The following is a 17136-nucleotide window of genomic DNA, read 5'->3' as shown; positions in this document are numbered from 1 at the left end:
TTACCTCTACGCGATTTGAAGACGATGGAAATTCTTATCAATGGACATAGACTTTAGTTGGTCACTACGAGAAACAGTGAAGTTTCCCCGGCCACGCGGCAAGATGTCGCGTTCCGTCATGCCCTGTAGGGGCGCGAGACGGCGATCGCCCTGCGCTGCCCGGGTTCCATCGGGCGGTGTCGGCGGAGGACTGGCCGGTCTCAGTTCAGCGTGTAGACCCCGTCGCGCATGACGAATTCCGCCGGCCTGATCAGCCGGTTGTGGGCGACCTGCACCGAATGCAAGGGGCCGTCGAGCTTCTTCGTCCAGAAATCCAGGAAGCGGCGCAGCGTCGGGAAGTCGGGGAAGATGTCCAGGTCCTGCCAGACATAGCTCTGCAGGAGGCTGGGGGCATCGGGGCGGTAGTAGAGGATTTCGGCGGTCGTCAGACCGTAGCCTTCAACCTGTTTGCGGAACTCAGGGGAAACCAGCATCTGGCACCTCGCACGATCTCCAAAAACAGGAGCAGGCTAACAATGTGGCGGCAGAAAATCAAGAATATACGTGAGTATTATCAATTATTTAGCACTCGTTTAGGGTGTCTGCTGCCAGCTTATTGATGGTGATGTGGAGAGCGCAAGGGTGGGCGATGCGGCGCCAAGGAGCGTGATATCGGCCGCTCGTTCCATCCTGCCTGAGGTCCTCGCTTTCGCAAGGATCACGGCCTGATATATGGGGAACAATCGGGAGCGGTTTGCGCCCTTACATAAGTTGCTGTGTCCCTCGTGGTCACTGGGCTCTACCGCAAGAGAACCTTGCGAGCGGGTAACCGTTTGTCCCCTCTATATAAATTGTCATCCTTGCGAAAGCGAGGACCTCAGGCAGGATGGAGCGAGGGGCCAATATCGCGCTCCCTCTATATCACCCTGTCATCTCCACATTCGCGAAGGCGCATCCCCCGCCGTGGCGGAAGGACCGCATTCCGGAACAGGCGTCTCACTCCGCCGCGTCGAACAGCGGCACCTGGGTCATTTCCGGCACCAGCACCATGCCCTTGTCGGTGATGCGGATTTCCGGGATGACCGATAGCGGGATCAGGTTGAAGCCCATGTAGGGCAGGGTGCAGCCGGCCTTCTCCCACTCCACCTTCAGCGCCTGCACTTCGCCGGCGACGAGGTGGACGCGCTTGTCGGACATCAGTCCGGCCACCGGCAGCGGCACCATGGCCGTCACCACGCCGTCGCGCACCACGCAGATGCCGCCGTGCTCGGCCTCGATGGCCTTGAGCGCCACGGCCATATCGGCCTCGTTGGTGCCGGCGATGATGATGTTGTGGCTGTCGTGGCCGACCGAAGAGGCGACGGCGCCGTGCTTCAGGCCGAAGTTCTGCAGAAGGCCGCGCGCCACGTTGCCGTCCGACTTGCCGTGCCGCTCGACAACGGTGACGAAGGCGAGGTCGTGGCGGTCGAACAGCGTCTGCCAGTCGTTGGCCGGCTCCAGCTCGATCTTGACATGCTTCAGCACGATGCCCGGCAGCTCGGCGCGGATGACGTTGGCGGTGACCGGCGCCGTCGGCAGATCGGGCGTCAGCTTCAGCTCCTTGGGCAGATGGATGGTGGCGTAGGCGGCGTCCGGGTAGCGGTAGCGCGCTTCCAGCGTCGATTCCAGCGTCGGGGTGATGGCGCGGCGGTCGACCATCAGCTCGCCGCCGTACCAGGTCGACTGCGGCACCAGGTCGTCGTCGAGCAGCACCAGGTCGGCGCGCCGGCCGCCACCGAGGCCGCCGATCTCGCCGTCCATGGCGTAGCGCGTGGCGCCGGAAATCGAGCCCATCGCCCAGGCGGTGGTGCGCGGAATGCCGATGCGGTAGGCCTGCCGCACCACCCAGTCGAGGCCGAAGGCCAGGAGGTCCTCGGCGTCGCGGTCGTCGGTGCAGACGGCGACGCGGCGCGGCGAGGCGCCCAGCTCGGTGATCGTCTTGATCGCCTCGGGCAGCGAGTGCCAGGGCGTGGTCGGCGGGCCGCCGCGCAGGAAGATCCAGACGCCGGCTTCGAGAAGGTCGTCGGCGATGTCGCGGTCGGTGGCCTCGTGGGTGTCGGTGACGCCGGCGGCGGCATAGGCGGCGACGAACTCGCGGCCATAGACGTGGCCGGAGACGGGGCGGCCGCGACTGAGAGCAGCGGCGATGATGGCGTGGCTGCGCTCGTCGCCCATGGTTACCGGCACGAAGTCCATCTTCTCGCCGAGAGCCACGGCCTCGGGCCACTTGTCGAACAGCGCGCCGATCTTCTCCGGCGTCAGGTCGCCGCCGGCCGTTTCCAGCTCGGGCGAGGTGGCCGGCACGGTGGAGGCCAGCGTGTGGAAGATGGAGAGCGGCGCCTCGCGGGCGTCTTCCATCATCGCCTCGATGCCGGCGACGTCCATCACGTTGCCGATCTCGTGGCTGTCGCAGAAGATGGTGGTGGTGCCGTTGAGCAGCGCGGCCTCGGCATAGGCGCAGGCCGTCACCATCGAGCTTTCGATGTGGATATGCGGGTCGACGAGACCGGGGCCGATGATGCCCCCCTGCGCGTCGTAGATGGAGGCCGAGCCGCCGCGATAGCTGCCGGCTTCCTTGACGGCGGCGATGCGCCCGCCGGAAATCCAGATCTCGCGGTCGTTCAGGATGCGCTCGGAATAGGTGGACAGCGCGCGGGCGCCGGTGATCACCAGGTCGGGGTCGGCGCGGCCGGACGCGACGTCGGCCAGGCGACGGGTCAGAAGGTGCAAGGGCTTGACGGAAAAACGCGTCGGCTTGGCGGTACTGGACATCCGGACCTCGGGCTCTATTCAACAAAGCCCCACCGGCCGGGCCGATCGGGGCCAAGCCATGGTAAACGCCGGATGAGGCGATTCAAAGCTGAAAGTCGAGGTGGGGCGGATGGACGGACAATTGCCGCCATAAGTCTGCCAGGGTAGCGTTCAACCCCGACGGGAGCGACTGGCGTGCAAGGGATGCGGCGCGGCGCTTTATCTCCGATCTCGTATTCACACGGCCAAAGATTGTTCGGAACAATGTCCGCTACGATTTACAAGAGAGCACTGGTCGCGGTTTTCCTTTTTGCGCTCAACGAGTTGCTTCTTCTGCTGTTCCTCGTGCTTTCATTTGCCGCCTTGGGGAGAGGGGTGGATGGCGAGGTTGAGGCCATCTGCTTGGAAGAGTATCCCGACAAGGCGACGCACACGTTCGGCTCGCCTTGCTATGATCCGCCGTATATCCACGCTTTCTACGCTCTGGCGGCCGCTCTCGTGTTTGCTGTGCTGGTTTATTCTCTGATCTCATTCTTGAAAAGGCCGGCGAGTTCGATCGGAAATCACGAGTCTATGCTCGATTTTCTTCCTGCGGAAGTGAGGGATTCGCTGGAGGCTTATGCGGGCGTTTTATGTTTCTTGCTGCTGCCCGTTTCGGCGCCTTTCTTCCTCGTCGCGTTAGTAGCGTGGTCGGACTCGCAACATGTTTGCCCGTTCGGAAATCAATGCAGCGATGCACGGGCGATCATGTGGTTTGGCTGCACGGTTGGCGTGCTGGCGCTTGGGCTCTTCGTTGTGCTGCTGCGCTTTTTGTTGAGACGTCGCACAGGTGTTGGGACCTGAGGCTCGACGTAGCCTGCTGGACCGGTCGCCTTACCCGACAGGAGTTTGCGCTCGAAGACCGGCATTCCAGTTCCGGACGACCGACCTTCTCCTCCGCTTCCGGTCTATGAGCCCAGGCCCCAGCCGCCGCCCTTGACGACATAGGCGTCGCGGTTGGCCGCCTCGGGAGGGACTTCGATGCTCAGGGCTCCCAGCAGGGTTTTCGTGTTGGCGGCGATGAGGTCGGCCAGTTTCTTCAGGTTCGCCTTGTCGAGCGCCCCGAGGTGGCTGGCGAGTTGCCTTGCGATGTCCGGGACATGCGTGTCGCGCAGGCGCCTGCGGGCGGCTCCCGTTGCGATGCCGAGCTGTTTCAGGAAGTCGTCGAATTCATCGGAGCCGATGTCCCCGATCCTGTTCGCATTCCCTATCCTGTAGGCCAGCTCGTCGGTCAGGTTGGTGTCGAGGCGGGTCGGCATGACGTCGTAGCGTGGCGACAGGCGGCTCGCGCCTCCGTGTCCGTAAAGGGTGGCGAAGTTCTTGGCGTGGCCGTCCACGTTGCCGACCAGAAGATCGAAGATGGTGGCTCTGATGAAGAACAGCCGCTCCTCGGCCGGGCTGGATGTCGAGTTCAGGACACGCGCGATGCCCCCGACATCGAAGCGGCGTTCGGGCGTTCCACGACGTTCGTATTTCATCGAGGAGGGCAGCCCGAGCGCCTGGGCGAAGTCTTCCTGATGGATGCGAACCACGCGGCCGTCTTCATCCAGGGAGCGGTCGTAACGCGTCACCAGCAAGGCGTCGACGCTGGAGAAGGGGATGACCTTGACGTCGGCGGTTGGAAACCCCGTGTCCCGCGACAGGCGCATGGTCGTGGCTTCGTGAAGGGCGTCGTTTGGGTGGTCCGGGTCCGGCACCTTGAGAATGTGCGTCGTCGGGGCGCCGGAGCCTTGCACGGGTTCGGCAAAGCGCCCATCGGGGAGCACGGTCAGGGCGATCTTCGACTGCATCCCGGCCAGAGGGGAGGGGTCGTGCATGTCGCCGGGCAGCGTCCGGCGGCGATGCAGGGAGGCGACGATCTCCTCCATGCGGGCCTCGGAGAGGGACGTGTAGTCGGTGTCGTAGTTGCCCGGCACCTTCACGGGCGGCGCCCCCTCGGGCAGCACCGAGAGCGCGCCGGCGCAATCCTTGCCCATGTGGAAGAGGAGTCCGACGATGTCGTCGCGGGAGATTTCGTGGCGCCCCATGATCGAGGCGAGCGCCTGGTCTCTTTCCTGAAGCAGGTTGTCGAAAAACGCTCTCGCCTGAACGTCCCTGTAAGGCTCGTCCGTCAAAGGCAGGGCGAGGGAGAGAGGGATGGCATCGGGGTCGCGCAGGTAGTCGCGCGCGTAGGCGAACTCGACGGCGCCGGATGGCAGGCGCGAGAGCTTGCCGATGGGGTCACGGAAACCATCGAGCCGGACGTCAAGGGTTGCCATGATCTCAGATCTTCCTTGCCGTGAGGACCAGGCCGATGGACCGGGCGACCTCCAGGGCCTTGTTCATCTCGATGGTCGCCTTGCCGGTTTCGAGGTCGGAGACGAAGCGGCGGCCGACGCCAGCGAGGTCGGCGAACGCCTGTTGCGAAAGCCCCTTGGATTTCCGAGCCTCCCGGACCAGCGCGCCAAGATCCGCGACCTCGCCGATCACCGCGCTCTCTCGGGCGGATGAACGCGGCGCGGCGGCGCGGAGGGGGGATGGAAGCGTGATCTCTTCCCCTTTGGCGAGGGGCGTGCTTGTCGTCGGTTTCGCCATCTTTGCCTCGGCACTGTTACCGTACGGGAGCATACGCCGTATCAAGGGATGGTTCAACGGTGGTTGTTACCGTACGGGAGCAATCGGCGACGATCTGGCGGATCTGACCGGGATTGCTCCCGAACGGGAGCAGATCGGCGTGTCTCGTCGAAGCAGATCGAAGCGCGAGGCGGATATCCGTCTGGCACCCAATGGCCGTCTGAGCAATTTCTGGTAGCATGGCGCGGTGGGACAAGTTTCAGGGGGAGTCCATGAAAGTTTGGGCATGTCTGGTCGTCATGTTGCTTTGCACGCCGGCTTCGGCACAGGTGCTGACGGAAAAGGAGAGCACCCTCGTATCCAACCTCACTGCCGCAAGGGTGCTGGGGGAGAAGTGCAAGGACCGGTACGTTTTCGACAAGAAGAAGATTGCTCTTATTTCCAAGCAATACGGCGTCGACATCGATGCCAAGAAATATCGTGCGGAAATGAAGAAGCAGACCGCACTGATCAATCGCTACTACAAGAAGATTGGTCCCAAGTTCTGTGATTTCTATTACAAAGAGATGGTCAAGGGGCGTATGGGGGACGTCATCGCCAAGCGGTAGGCCAGCGAGAAAGGCGAACCGCTCTCAGCTGGCATTTCGTGCGACTGGAGCATTTGTTTCGCTACAATTTCGGACGCAAAACCGGTTCCCACTTTTGCTGAGATTGCTCCAGGAAGAGGCTGTTCCCCAGGGCGGGCCGTGCGACGGGATCGCGAGCGCATAGCCCGGCGCCACTCATGCCGCTTCCGTCAGGTTTCGACCTTTCAGGGTGGAGACTGACGGAGGCGGAAGCACCCAACCGGACGCCGACCGGACGCCGGCCGTTTGGGCCGAAGCCCGCTCAAGCTGTATGAATCAAGATCGAGCGGAACGGTACTTCCCGCCCAAATCAGCCCGATCACGCCGATTTGAACATCGCGTGAGGAACCATCTGCTCAAGCCGCCAAAAACGACATGCCCCGCTCCATCCGGTCGGGATGAAACGGGGCACGCGCATTTCCTCGATCCGGCAATCGCGATCCATTTCTTAGCAAATGGTCGAGATTGTCAGTTTTCGTGCGACATACATGGGGTTGTCGCAACGAATTGTTAGGCAATCATTCAGAACTGGAGGTCGCTCAAGGAAGCTATTGTCCAGCGAAGTCTTGCCTCGATCGAGGATCGATTGCTTAGGTTCACCGGTCACCTCCTTTCGTTTGTTGCGGACAGGTAGGAGCATGAACCCGATTTCATAAGGCCGCAAGTCAAAAAACAAAGGTGACTATCGATATCCGTATTTGATCAGAGGCCATTGGTCGATGTTGGCCGATCACGCCGGAGAACCGATCGGTCAATCCGGTCTTTCGGCCCGGTGGCGGCGAAGGGGCGACAAATCGCCATTGCCGCAAGGCGTTAGCGGAAAAGTCATACCAATCAAGCCGCGAGAGCGGCAGTTGGTAACGTCTGGTGAACGATGTGGGGCGGCTTGCATTGACGCGGCGCGGCCACAATTCTATGGGAGCGAACGTTCGTTCGCATCCTCGGGTGCGCAAGGGGATACACCTATGGACTATGGCATGGCGGTGCCAGAGCGGCACGAAGCGCGGCACGAAGCCCTGACGGCGCAGCAAGACGAGCGGCGGTCGCACATCCTCGACGCCGCGCGCACCTGTTTTTCGCGCGCCGGCTTCCACCGCACCTCGATGCAGGAGATCTGCGCCGAGGCGAAGATGAGCCCCGGCGGGCTCTACCGCTACTTTGCCTCCAAGGACGCCATCATCGAGGCGATCGCCCAGGAGGAGCAGTGCGCCGGCCGGCGCATTCTGGAGATCATGCTGGAGCCGGGCTCGCTGCACGACCGGCTGCTGCGCTGCGGCCTGGCCTACATCGACACCATGCGCGACCGGCGGTCGGTGCAGATGATGCTCGAGGTCTATGTCGAGAGCATGCGCAACACGGCGGTGGCCGACTTCTTCGCCAAGTGCGAGGTGGAGAACCGCAAGCTGATGCACGAGGTGTTCGCCCAGGCCAAGGCGTCGGGCGAGATCGCCGCCGATGCCGATGTCGAAACGATCATGATGACGCTGGTCGCCTTCGCCGACGGCGTGATCCTGCGCATGGGTCTCAACCCCGACTACGACGTCGAGCGGGCCGAAACCATCCTGTCGCGGGTTGTCACCGCCGTCCTGGAAAATGAGGCGCCGAAAGCCGCTCACCCCTTGGCAAATGCGGGGTGAGGCCACATGTGTTCGCAGATTAACTTTTGTTCATGTTTCAAGGCCGGCAACAACCGGCGGTGGGGAAGTTCCGCGATGAAGTTCTGGGTCATGCCACTGGCCGGCGCGCTGCTGGCCGGTACGATCGTAACGTTGCCGGCGCTGGCGCAGGACGAGGCCGCGGCACCCGCCGCGACGCAGGAGGTCGTGCCGACCGTCAGCGTCATCGAGGCGAGCCGACAGACGCTCAGCCAGAAGGTGATCGTGACGGGCACGCTGGTGGCCCGCGAGCAGGTTCTGGTGACGCCGGGCGTCGAGGGCCTGAAGATCGAGAGCATCCATTTCGACGCCGGCGACCGGGTCGAGGAGGGGGCGGTGCTGGCGCGCCTCGCCGTCGACACCATCGACGTGCTGCTCGCCCAGAACACCTCGCAGCTCGCCTCCACCGACGCGCAGATCGCCCAGGCGCGCGCCCAGGTTTCCTCGGCCGAGGCGCTGGTGACCCAGACGAGCCAGGCGTTCCAACGCGCCCAGGCCCTGGTGGGAACCAATGCCATGGCCAAGGACGCCTTCGACCAGCGCCAGCTGGCGGCCGAACAGGCCAAGGCCCAGCTCCAGGTCGCCAAGGAGGCGCTGAGCGCCGCCGAGGCGCAGCGCAAGCTGGTCGAGGCGCAGCGGGCCGAGACGGAGCTTCGCCGCTCCAAGACGGAGATCAAGGCCCCGCGCGCCGGCCTCATCCTCAGCCGCAACGCGGTGGTGGGGCAGGTCGCCTCGGCCAGCGGCGATCCGCTGTTCGTCATCGCCGAGGACGGCGACATCGAGCTCGACGCCGACGTGACCGAGACGCTGCTGCCGGAACTGGCGGTCGGCCAGAAGGTGACGGTGCAGCCCGCCGGGTCGAACTCCACGGTGGCGGGCGAGGTGCGTCTGGTGCTGCCGAAGATCGATGCCGCAACCCGGCTCGGCAAGGCGCGCATCGCCCTGCCGGACGGCAAGGACCTGCGCGTCGGCGCCTTCGCGCGCGGCACCATCGAGGTGGCCAGGAGCGAAGGACTGGTGCTGCCGGTGACGGCGGTGAGCGACGAGAACGGCACGCCGACGGTGCAGGTGGTCAAGGACGGCGTCGTCGACACCCGAGAGGTGAAGACCGGCCTCACCGATGCCGGCCTCGTCGAGGTGACCGACGGCCTCGCCGAGGGCGAGCTGGTGGTTTCCAAGGCCGGAACGTTCCTGAGGGGCGGCGACAAGGTCAAGCCGCAAGTGACGGATAGCGCGGGAGTGAAGGGATGAACTGGAATTTTTCCGCCTGGGCGATCCGCAATCCGGTTCCCCCCATCCTGCTGTTCGTCTGCCTGATCGCGCTGGGGCTCTACTCGTTCTCCCGGCTGCCGATCACCATGATGCCGAACATCGACCTGCCGCTGATCTCGGTGACCATCACCGACGGCGGGTCGGCGCCCTCGGAGCTGGAAACGCAGGTGACCAAGCCGGTGGAGGACGCGGTGGCCGGCATTTCCGGCGTGCGTCACATCTACTCGACGGTGACCGACGGCGTGTCGTCCACCGTGGTCGAGTTCAACCTCGACGTCGCCACCGACCGGGCGCTCAACGACGTCAAGGACGCGGTGGCCGAGATCCGCAGCGACCTGCCGGGTACCATCGACGAGCCGGTCAGCCGGCGCATCGACGTCGAGGGCCAGGCGATCATCACCTACGCGGCGGCTTCGCCGGCCATGACGCCGGAGGAGCTTTCCTGGTTCGTCGACGACAAGGTGATCCGCGACCTGCAGACGGTGAGCGGCGTCGGCCGCGTCGAGCGCATGGGCGGCGTCAAGCGCGAGATCCAGGTTCAGATCGACCCCGACCGCCTGATGGCGCTCGGCATCACCGCCTCGCAGGTCAACGCGGCGCTGAAGTCGGTCAACGCCGACCTCTCCGGCGGCAAGGGCGAGGTGGGCGGCCAGACGCAGGCCGTGCGCACGCTGGCCAGCGCCCGCACGCTCGCCGACCTCGCGGCGACGCGGCTGCCGCTCGGTGACGGTCGTGACATCCGCCTCTCGGACGTCGGCCAGGTGGTCGACCACTGGGCCGAGCCGAAGTCCTTCGCCCGCCTCGACGGCCGCCCGGCCGTGGCCTTCGCCATCTACCGCGCCAAGGGGGCGAGCGACGCCTCGGTGTCGGAAGGCGTCGGCAAGGTGGTGGATCGCCTCGCCAAGGACTATCCGGGCGTGTCGATGAAGCGCATCGACGATTCCACGGTGCAGACCTACAACAGCTTCGAGAACTCGATGAAGACGCTGATCGAGGGCGCGCTGCTCGCCGTCATCGTCGTCCTCCTGTTCCTGCGCGACATCCGGGCCACCATCATCTCGGCCATCGCGCTGCCGCTGTCGGCCATTCCCACCTTCTTCGCGCTCGACATGCTGGGCTTCTCGCTCAACATGGTCAGCCTTCTCGGCATCACGCTGGTGACGGGTATCCTGGTCGACGACGCCATCGTCGAGATCGAGAACATCGTCCGCCACATCCGCACCGGCAAGAAGCCCTATCGCGCAGCGGTGGAGGCGGCCGACGAGATCGGCCTCGCGGTGATCGCCATCTCGACGACCATCATCGCCATCTTCTCGCCGGTCAGCTTCATGAGCGGCATTTCCGGCCAGTATTTCCGGCAGTTCGGCCTGACGGTGGCGCTGGCGGTGTTCTTCTCGCTGCTCACCGCCCGCCTGATCACGCCGATGCTGGCCGCCTACTTCATGAAGACGCCCTACACCGGCGACGGCGAGGACGGCCGCCCCGTCTATCGCGGTTTCGTGCGCACGGCGCTGCGCCGGATCATCTGGTTCGTGCCGTTCGGCGTGCTGGCCTATTTCGGCGTCTACTGGCTGAAGGACAGCGGCCCGCTGGGCGAGAGCTCGGGCATCTTTGAGGGCGTCGACGCCACGGTGAACTTCCTCACCCGCTCCGGCGGCGAGATGACGGCGCTGTGGATGGCGGTGGGCGTGGTGTTCTTCGCGCTATTCTCGGCCTGGCTCACCCGTCCGCACCCCGAGGAGCACGAGGGCGGCCCCTTCGTGCGCGCCTATGCCGCCTTCCTGAAGGTGACGCTGTGGTCGCCGAAGGTGCGCGTGCGCGGCCATGTGTTGAGCCTGCCGGTGATGCCGGTGGTGACAATCATCGCCTGTCTCGCCACCTTCGTGTTCGCCATGGGGCAGGCGGCCAAGCTGCCGACCGAGCTGTTCGCCCCGGGCGATGAGGCGCGCATCGTCACCTCCATCGAACTGCCGCCGGGCTCGACGCTCGACGACACGCAGGTGGTGACCGACACCATCGCCGACCGTCTCCATGCCTTCGAGGAGGTGAAGAGCGTGTTCGTGATGGGCGGCACCTCGCCGACTGGCACGCTGGAGACGCGCCGCGCCGCCGTCATCGTCAACCTGCTGCCGCGCACCGAGCGCGTGCGGACCCAGAAGGAGATGGAGTACCAGGTCCAGGACGTGCTGCGCACCATCCCCGACATCCGCTTCTTCTTCGTCAACGAGCGCGGCGACCGCGAGGCGACCGTCGGCGTGCTGGGCAAGGACGGCGAGGCCGTGGCCAAGGCGGCGGCGGCGCTCGAGGAGGACATGCGGGGCAATCCGATGTTCTCCAACCCGTCGGCGCTGTCGTCCTTCGCCCGGCCGGAGATCCGCGTGACGCCGCGCCGCGACATCGCCTCCGACCTCGGCGTGTCGACGGATGCGCTGTCGCAGACGCTGCGCGTCGCCACGGTCGGCGACGTCGACGCCAACCTTGCCAAGTTCACCGATGGCGACCGGCAGATCCCGGTGCGCGTGCAGCTCGACACCGCCGCCCGCGGCAACATCGAGACGCTCGCCGCCCTGAAGATCCCCACCGCCTCGGGCACGCCGGTGCCGCTGTCGGCCGTCGCCGACATCGGCTTCGGGCAGGGGCCGTCGACCATCGACCGCTACGACCGGGCGCGCCTCGTCAAGGTGGGTACCGACATGATGCCGGGCTTCACCTCCGGCCAGGGGCTCGACGAGATCAACGCCCTGCCGGCGGTGAAGAACTTCCCGGCCGGCGTCACCATCCAGAACACCGGCGACGCCGAGATCCAGGCCGAGATCTTCGAGGCCTTTGCCGTGGCGATGATCGCGGGTCTGACCATCGTGTTCATCGTGCTGATCCTGCTGTTCAACAGCGTGTTCCAGCCGATCACCATCCTCGGCTCCATTCCGCTGTCCATTGGCGGCGTGGTGGCGGCGCTGCTCATCACCGGTTATGCCGTGTCGATGCCGGTCATCATCGGCATCCTCATGCTGATGGGCATCGTCACCAAGAACGCCATCATGCTGGTGGACTTCGCGGTGGAGCGTCAGAAGCACGGCCTCAGCGAGACCGAGGCGATCATCGACGCCGGCCGCAAGCGCGCCCGCCCGATCATCATGACGACCATCGCCATGGTGGCCGGCATGTACCCGGCGGCGCACGGCGGCGGCCAGGGCGCCGAGTTCATGGCGCCGATGGCCATCGCGGTGATCGGCGGCCTGCTGGTGTCCACCGTGCTGTCGCTGGTGTTCATCCCGTCCTTCTACCTGATGATCAACCGGCTCAACCGGGCCATCGCCTGGGTGTTCGGCAAGATCGCCGATCCCAACGAGTCCGACGAAACGGAGATCGAGGCGGAGACCGAGGCCCACCCGCCGGCGCCGGCCCGCCCCCATCTGGTCTCGACCACGCCGGTCGGGCCGAGGCCAACGCTCCTGGGGCCGGACGGCGCGCCGCTCGCCGCCGAGTGAGGGCCGAGAAAAGATGACAAGGCCGCGCTCTTCGCGAAAGTGAGGGGCGCGGCTTTCGTTTGGGCGGTCGGCTTCGGGCCGGGCTCACGCCCCGCCGGGGGCGATGTCGGCGATGCGGAACTGCGACATGGCCTCGCCGATCGCCTCTCGGAGCGTGCCGTCGTTGGCGTCCAGCCAGAAGGCGACGGCGGCGTGGATGGCGGCGACCACCGTTGCCGCGGCGAGGCGGGGCGCAAGGCATGTTGCGCCATCGACGCCGGCTCGTCGGCCGATCTCGAGGGCAACGGCCTGTTCTATGTCGAGATCCGCCTTGGCGGCTTCGGCGAACAGCGACGGCTCGGCGCGGATCAGTCTGGCGCGGCTGATCCAGTCGCGGTCGGGTTCATCCTCGAACAGCGTCATCAGGGCGGCGCTGAGCGCCTCATGGAGCGACAGCTCGCCGGGCTGGGCGGCAAGGAGCTCGCACAGTCGCTCGGCTCGCATGGTGGCGCTGTCGATGATGGCCGCTTCCTTGCTCGGAAAGTAGTTGTTGAAGGTGCGCGGGGAGACGTCGGCCTCCGCCGCGATCTCTTCAATGCGCACCTGCGAGACGCCACGCTCCAGCGCATGGCGAAGGGCGATGGCGCTGAGGTTGGCGCGCACGGCGCGCTTCTTCCGTTCGCGCAGTCCGAGGGGAGGGCTATCCATTGTCATGCGGTCGATCTTACCTTCATTGGTGGAAAAGACCACTCGGGCAACGGGTTGCAGGCTGGGTTTCCAAGGCGACGGACGGCGGGCGACCCCGACTGAGGAGGACGAAGTCGTTCGAGTGGGGTAATAAATGCGTGACTGTAATAATTTCATAAACAGTAATATTGCGTGACACGCAAAATTGTGAGACGGTGCACAGGTGGAGACGCCATCGGCCGATGCCGATCGGGCGCAGGCCGGTCAGGCCGAAACCGGCTTGAGCCGGATGAGTCCGGACCAAGCGGAACGCGTATCACCGGCCGGAGACGGCAATCGAGTTCCGGCGACGACCCGAAAGGCACGAGAGACGACCGTCGCGTCGGCTGGCCTCAGGTCTCTGCGCAAGCACGCACCATTGCCAAAGGAGCAAAACCGTGACCATCGAATTCAGCCATTGGCCCGAGAACTACGGAAAGTCCTTCCAGGTGACCAAGATCCTTGGGCTCGCCTCCCTTGGATTCGCCGATGCCACCGAGATATTCGAGGCTTGCAAGCGGATCGATCCCAACGTTGACGAGACGTGGGTGCGGGAATGGCTGGCGACGGCCGAGGCCGTGGAGCGGCATGGCCGGCAGGCCGAGGCGGTGGGCAACTGGTACGCCGCGCGAGACGCCTATTCGCGCGCCTGCAACTACATCCGGACCGCCGAGTTCATGGTGAAGGACGACGAGGCCCAGAAGGTTCGGCTGATCCGCAAGTCGATCGAGCTTTTCGAGCGAGCCGGGGAGTATTTCGACGTCCGTCCCGAGAAGGTGCAGGTCCCCTATGAGGACGTGCTGCTGGACGGCTACTTCTTTTCGCCGCGCTGGGTCGACGGCCCGAAGCCGACCCTCTTCGCGCTCAATGGCGGCGAGGAGCATTCCACCGAGAACTACTTCAATCTCGGCCCGGCCTTCATCGAGAGCGGCTACAACTTCTTCGTCTACGATCAGCCGGGCACCAGCCTGTCGCTCTACGAGAAGGGCAAGACGCGCCGCGCCGACAGCGAGGCGTTCCACTCCAGGGCCATCGACTTCCTCCTGACGCGGCCGGAAGTCGATCCGAACAAGATCGTCGTGTTCGGCGAAAGTTTCTCGGGTTACGACTCCCTGCGCTTCGCCTCCTTCGATCAGCGCATCGCGGCGGTGATCTCGGACGGCGGCACGCACAAGTTCGACTGGACTGCCATGCTCAAGTGGATGCCCCCCAGCCTCGCCGCGCACGGCCTTCGCATCCTCGGCGCCAAGAGCCTCGACGAGTTCGCGAACGACCCGAAGTTCGCCTACGATCTCGAAGGCGTCCTGCATCAGATCGAGTGCCCTCTCCTGATCGTCCATGGCGCCGAGGAGGCGCTGGTCCAGCCCAATCCGCTCCGGCAGGCGCTGACCAACTACGAGCAGGCCGGATCCAAGTCCAAGACGTTCCTGCCGCTCGAGGAGCGTCGCCTCGGTGGGCTGGAGCACTGCCAGGTCGACAACAAGCACGTGACGCGCGAGGTGGTGCTGAACTGGCTCTGCTCGATCGGTCTCGGGCCGTCGGCGCCGCGCTACGCCTGATGGGTTCGCGCCGGGTTCGTGCCGGTCGCGGTCGGCACGGCCGCCTTCTCCTCCGCCGGTCAGGTTTCAGCCTGCCTGGCGGGAGCGGGGATGTCCGCAAGGCGCGGCTTTCGTTTGAACGCTTCGGTCCGAACGGCGAATGCACGTCCCGGCACGGTTGGCGATAGACTTCGCCGGGAGTGCTTCGGGAGGGCGTGGCATGAACGTGCCCGAGATCGGCGACCGGCTGACCGACAAGTCGGCGGTGCCGGATGAGGCGGCGGTTCGCGAGTGGATGGGGGAGGCCGCCTTCGGTTGCTGGACGGCGCTCAGGGAGTGGATTTCCGCCTCCTACCCCGGCGTGGTCGCGCCCGACTGGATCTATGGCGGACGCAAGCACGGCTGGTCGCTGCGCTACAAGAAATCCAAGGCCTTCTGCACGCTGCTGCCCGAGTACCGCGCCTTCTCGGTGGTGATCGTGCTGGGCGGGGTGGAGCGCGACAAGGTGGAGGCGCGGCGCGACGAGCTCGGTCCGCGCCTGATGGCGCTCTACGACGCGGCGGAAACCTTCCACGACGGCAAATGGCTCAGGATCGCCATCGCCTCGGATACGGACCTTGGCGACGCAAAGGCGCTTCTCGTCCTGAAGCGCCCGCCGAGGGCGTGAGGCGGTTTATCCTTGGCGGCTCTTCCAGCGCGCGGCGAGCAGCGGATCCCACATGGCGGCGGTGGCCGACATGACGAGATCGGCGCCCATGGCGAGGCGCTGGTCGATGTCGCCTTCCGTCATGACGCCGCCGACGCTGACGACGGCGAAGGTCGCCTTGAGGCGATCGCGGATGGCAATGAGGCGGGCGGTCATCTCGGTGGCGACGCCGGCGATGGCGGCGCCGCAGACGCCGCTCTTCAGGCGGCCGTTGCCGGGAAGCGCCTGGTTGCCAGCGGCATCGACGATGGAGAGCGGCACGGTGTTGATCGCCGCGACGCCGTCGATGAAGGGCAGGCAGGCCTCGATCACCGCGGCGAGGTGGTCTTCCGGCAGCGCGCCGATCTTGATGATCAGCGGTGTGTCGCCGATCCGCTCCTTGATCTTGCGGACGATGGACGCGGAGGTGCGCGCGTCGCGGAACAGCTCGCCCTCGGCGCTGGCGACGTTGGGGCAGGAGAAGTTGGCCTCGATGACGCGGGCGCCGGCCGCCTTGGCCAGCGCCGCCGTGTGGGCGAAGTCGTCCTCAAGGCCGCGCCCGTCGGCGCCGGGGGTGCCGACGATGCTGACCACCATGAGCTGGCCGGGCCGCATCGCCCCGGCCGCGCGGCGAACGTCGGCCTGCCAGTGGGCCGGCGCCATGCTGGGCATGCCGAAGGAGTTGGTGATGGTGAGGCCGTCGACCGACTGCGGCGCAGGGGCGACGGTGCGGGTGGTGTGGGCGTCGGCTTCGGCCAGCATGTCGGTGGCGATGAACAGGCAGTTCGGCACGGGATGCGAGGCGCGGGCGATGCTGCGCACCGTCTTGTAGACGGGCACGTCCCAGCCGAGGCGGGCGTAAAGCTCGACATAGGCGGCGTTGAGCAGCGGGCCGGCCGGCACGCCGATCGGGGAGGAGAGATCGAAGCCCAGGAAGGACCATGTCTTCCCGGTGGCCGGCATGGGCGGGATGGCGCCGGCGTAGACCGGGCCGGCGCTGAGGTTCTCCTCGTAGGATTTGCCGATGTCGTAGGTCGGAGGAAGAAGCGTCATCGCGAGGAGTTCCTGGGTTGCCATTGCCATGAGGCCGATACCACACTGGACGTGACGATGAAACGATCGCGGCGCCGATGAGCCATGCGTTGTTTTCTTTTTGTTCACATCCGCAAGGCTACGGTTGCGCCCAAGGGTTGGATCGCATTCAATCCACACTTGGTTTCTCGTGCGGGTGGTTATGTCATGACGCTGCGGTCTGTCTGGAACTGGCTCCTGCTCCCGGTTGTGCTTCTGGGGCTTCTCGGCTTTGGCTCTCTTGCGGAAGCCAGTGACGGCAAGTCGGGGCCAAAACTCTACGGTGAGAGTAGTGATTGGCGCGTGTACCTGGACGAGGAGCGAGCGTCTTGTTCACTTGCTCTGAGGTTTGAGACGGTCTACTTCCTTTTCAATTCCGTTACTGTTGGTGGGATAACGAAATATCACGTTTCCTTTGGAAGTAATGATTTTAGTCCCGAGGATGTGCTCTATAGATATGAGATCAAGAACGAGAATTCGACTTTAATGTCCATGCAGGGGCGCGGGTTCAGGGCTCCTGCGGGCATTGGGTACGTCATGGTCGGACCGTTTGATGCGGATGTGCTCGGGGCGTTTGCCAACAGCAAGACTCTCCATGTGAAGACCGACGGTATCGGCGGCGGCGATTACCGGTTGGGTAGGTTCCGCAAGGGTTTTGCTCTGCTCTACGATTGCCTGAAGGATTTGAAAGGCGGGAAGCCCTCCGCGCCCGAGGCACGCCGGATGAACTGAGCG

General features: G+C 65.0%; 14 protein-coding genes. 8 read left to right on the top strand and 6 right to left on the bottom strand.

Translation table 11 applies throughout. From position 1 onward, the window contains the following. Nucleotides 1-200: 200 nt before the first annotated feature. Together M4J39_RS12025 and M4J39_RS12020 are read right to left on the bottom strand one after the other, a co-directional pair. Nucleotides 201-473, bottom strand: coding sequence for an usg protein (locus M4J39_RS12025; protein ID WP_251728152.1), 273 nt, complete (start codon nucleotides 471-473; stop codon nucleotides 201-203). A gap of 502 nt (nucleotides 474-975) precedes the next feature. Further along, nucleotides 976-2790, bottom strand: a complete 1815-nt coding sequence (locus M4J39_RS12020; RefSeq protein WP_251728150.1) for an adenine deaminase C-terminal domain-containing protein — start codon at nucleotides 2788-2790, stop codon at nucleotides 976-978. A gap of 243 nt (nucleotides 2791-3033) precedes the next feature. On the opposite strand from M4J39_RS12020, the gene M4J39_RS12015 reads away from it, so the two are divergent. Further along, entirely contained in the window at nucleotides 3034-3612 is a 579-nt protein-coding gene (locus M4J39_RS12015; RefSeq protein WP_251728148.1) for a hypothetical protein, read from the top strand. Nucleotides 3613-3716: 104 nt separating this feature from the next. On the opposite strand, the gene M4J39_RS12010 is transcribed toward M4J39_RS12015, so the two are convergent. After that, entirely contained in the window at nucleotides 3717-5066 is a 1350-nt protein-coding gene (locus tag M4J39_RS12010; protein WP_251728147.1) for a type II toxin-antitoxin system HipA family toxin, read from the bottom strand. A gap of 4 nt (nucleotides 5067-5070) precedes the next feature. Then, entirely contained in the window at nucleotides 5071-5382 is a 312-nt protein-coding gene (locus tag M4J39_RS12005) for a helix-turn-helix transcriptional regulator (RefSeq protein ID WP_251728145.1), read from the bottom strand. A 251-nt stretch (nucleotides 5383-5633) separates the two neighbouring features. Here M4J39_RS12005 and M4J39_RS12000 point away from each other — a divergent pair, with 251 nt between their 5' ends. The 4 genes from M4J39_RS12000 (at nucleotide 5634) to M4J39_RS11985 (ending at nucleotide 12402) form a co-directional block, all read left to right on the top strand. Beyond that, entirely contained in the window at nucleotides 5634-5969 is a 336-nt protein-coding gene (locus M4J39_RS12000) for a hypothetical protein (protein ID WP_251728143.1), read from the top strand. Nucleotides 5970-6952: 983 nt separating this feature from the next. Beyond that, the gene (locus M4J39_RS11995) at nucleotides 6953-7624 is read left to right on the top strand and encodes a TetR/AcrR family transcriptional regulator (RefSeq protein ID WP_251728141.1); all 672 of its coding nucleotides are present in this window, start codon (nucleotides 6953-6955) and stop codon (nucleotides 7622-7624) included. Between the two features lie 75 nt (nucleotides 7625-7699). After that, nucleotides 7700-8893, top strand: coding sequence for an efflux RND transporter periplasmic adaptor subunit (locus M4J39_RS11990; RefSeq protein ID WP_251728140.1), 1194 nt, complete (start codon nucleotides 7700-7702; stop codon nucleotides 8891-8893). Next, nucleotides 8890-12402, top strand: a complete 3513-nt coding sequence (locus tag M4J39_RS11985) for an efflux RND transporter permease subunit (RefSeq protein WP_251728138.1) — start codon at nucleotides 8890-8892, stop codon at nucleotides 12400-12402. The genes M4J39_RS11990 and M4J39_RS11985 overlap by 4 nt, the downstream gene beginning before the upstream one ends. A gap of 84 nt (nucleotides 12403-12486) precedes the next feature. Here the strand turns inward: M4J39_RS11985 and M4J39_RS11980 are convergent, their stop codons facing one another. Then, on the bottom strand, nucleotides 12487-13095 hold the full coding sequence (locus tag M4J39_RS11980) for a TetR family transcriptional regulator (RefSeq protein WP_251728136.1): 609 nt from the start codon (nucleotides 13093-13095) through the stop codon (nucleotides 12487-12489). Nucleotides 13096-13505: 410 nt separating this feature from the next. Here M4J39_RS11980 and M4J39_RS11975 point away from each other — a divergent pair, with 410 nt between their 5' ends. Beyond that, nucleotides 13506-14666 (top strand): alpha/beta hydrolase, encoded by a 1161-nt coding sequence (locus M4J39_RS11975; protein WP_251728134.1) that lies wholly within the window; start codon nucleotides 13506-13508, stop codon nucleotides 14664-14666. Between the two features lie 199 nt (nucleotides 14667-14865). After that, nucleotides 14866-15312 carry a DUF3788 domain-containing protein gene (locus M4J39_RS11970; protein WP_251728132.1) on the top strand — a complete coding sequence of 149 codons (447 nt, stop codon included), beginning with the start codon at nucleotides 14866-14868 and terminating at the stop codon, nucleotides 15310-15312. A 6-nt stretch (nucleotides 15313-15318) separates the two neighbouring features. On the opposite strand, the gene M4J39_RS11965 is transcribed toward M4J39_RS11970, so the two are convergent. Further along, on the bottom strand, nucleotides 15319-16383 hold the full coding sequence (locus tag M4J39_RS11965) for a hypothetical protein (protein WP_251728130.1): 1065 nt from the start codon (nucleotides 16381-16383) through the stop codon (nucleotides 15319-15321). An 84-nt stretch (nucleotides 16384-16467) separates the two neighbouring features. Here M4J39_RS11965 and M4J39_RS11960 point away from each other — a divergent pair, with 84 nt between their 5' ends. After that, nucleotides 16468-17133: a hypothetical protein gene (locus M4J39_RS11960; RefSeq protein ID WP_251728129.1), complete on the top strand. Its 666-nt coding sequence runs from the start codon at nucleotides 16468-16470 to the stop codon at nucleotides 17131-17133. Nucleotides 17134-17136 lie beyond the last annotated feature (3 nt).

This window comes from Pleomorphomonas sp. NRK KF1, assembly GCF_023721755.1.
Lineage (GTDB): Bacteria > Pseudomonadota > Alphaproteobacteria > Rhizobiales > Pleomorphomonadaceae > Pleomorphomonas.
This window is presented reverse-complemented; position numbering and strand designations above follow the sequence as displayed.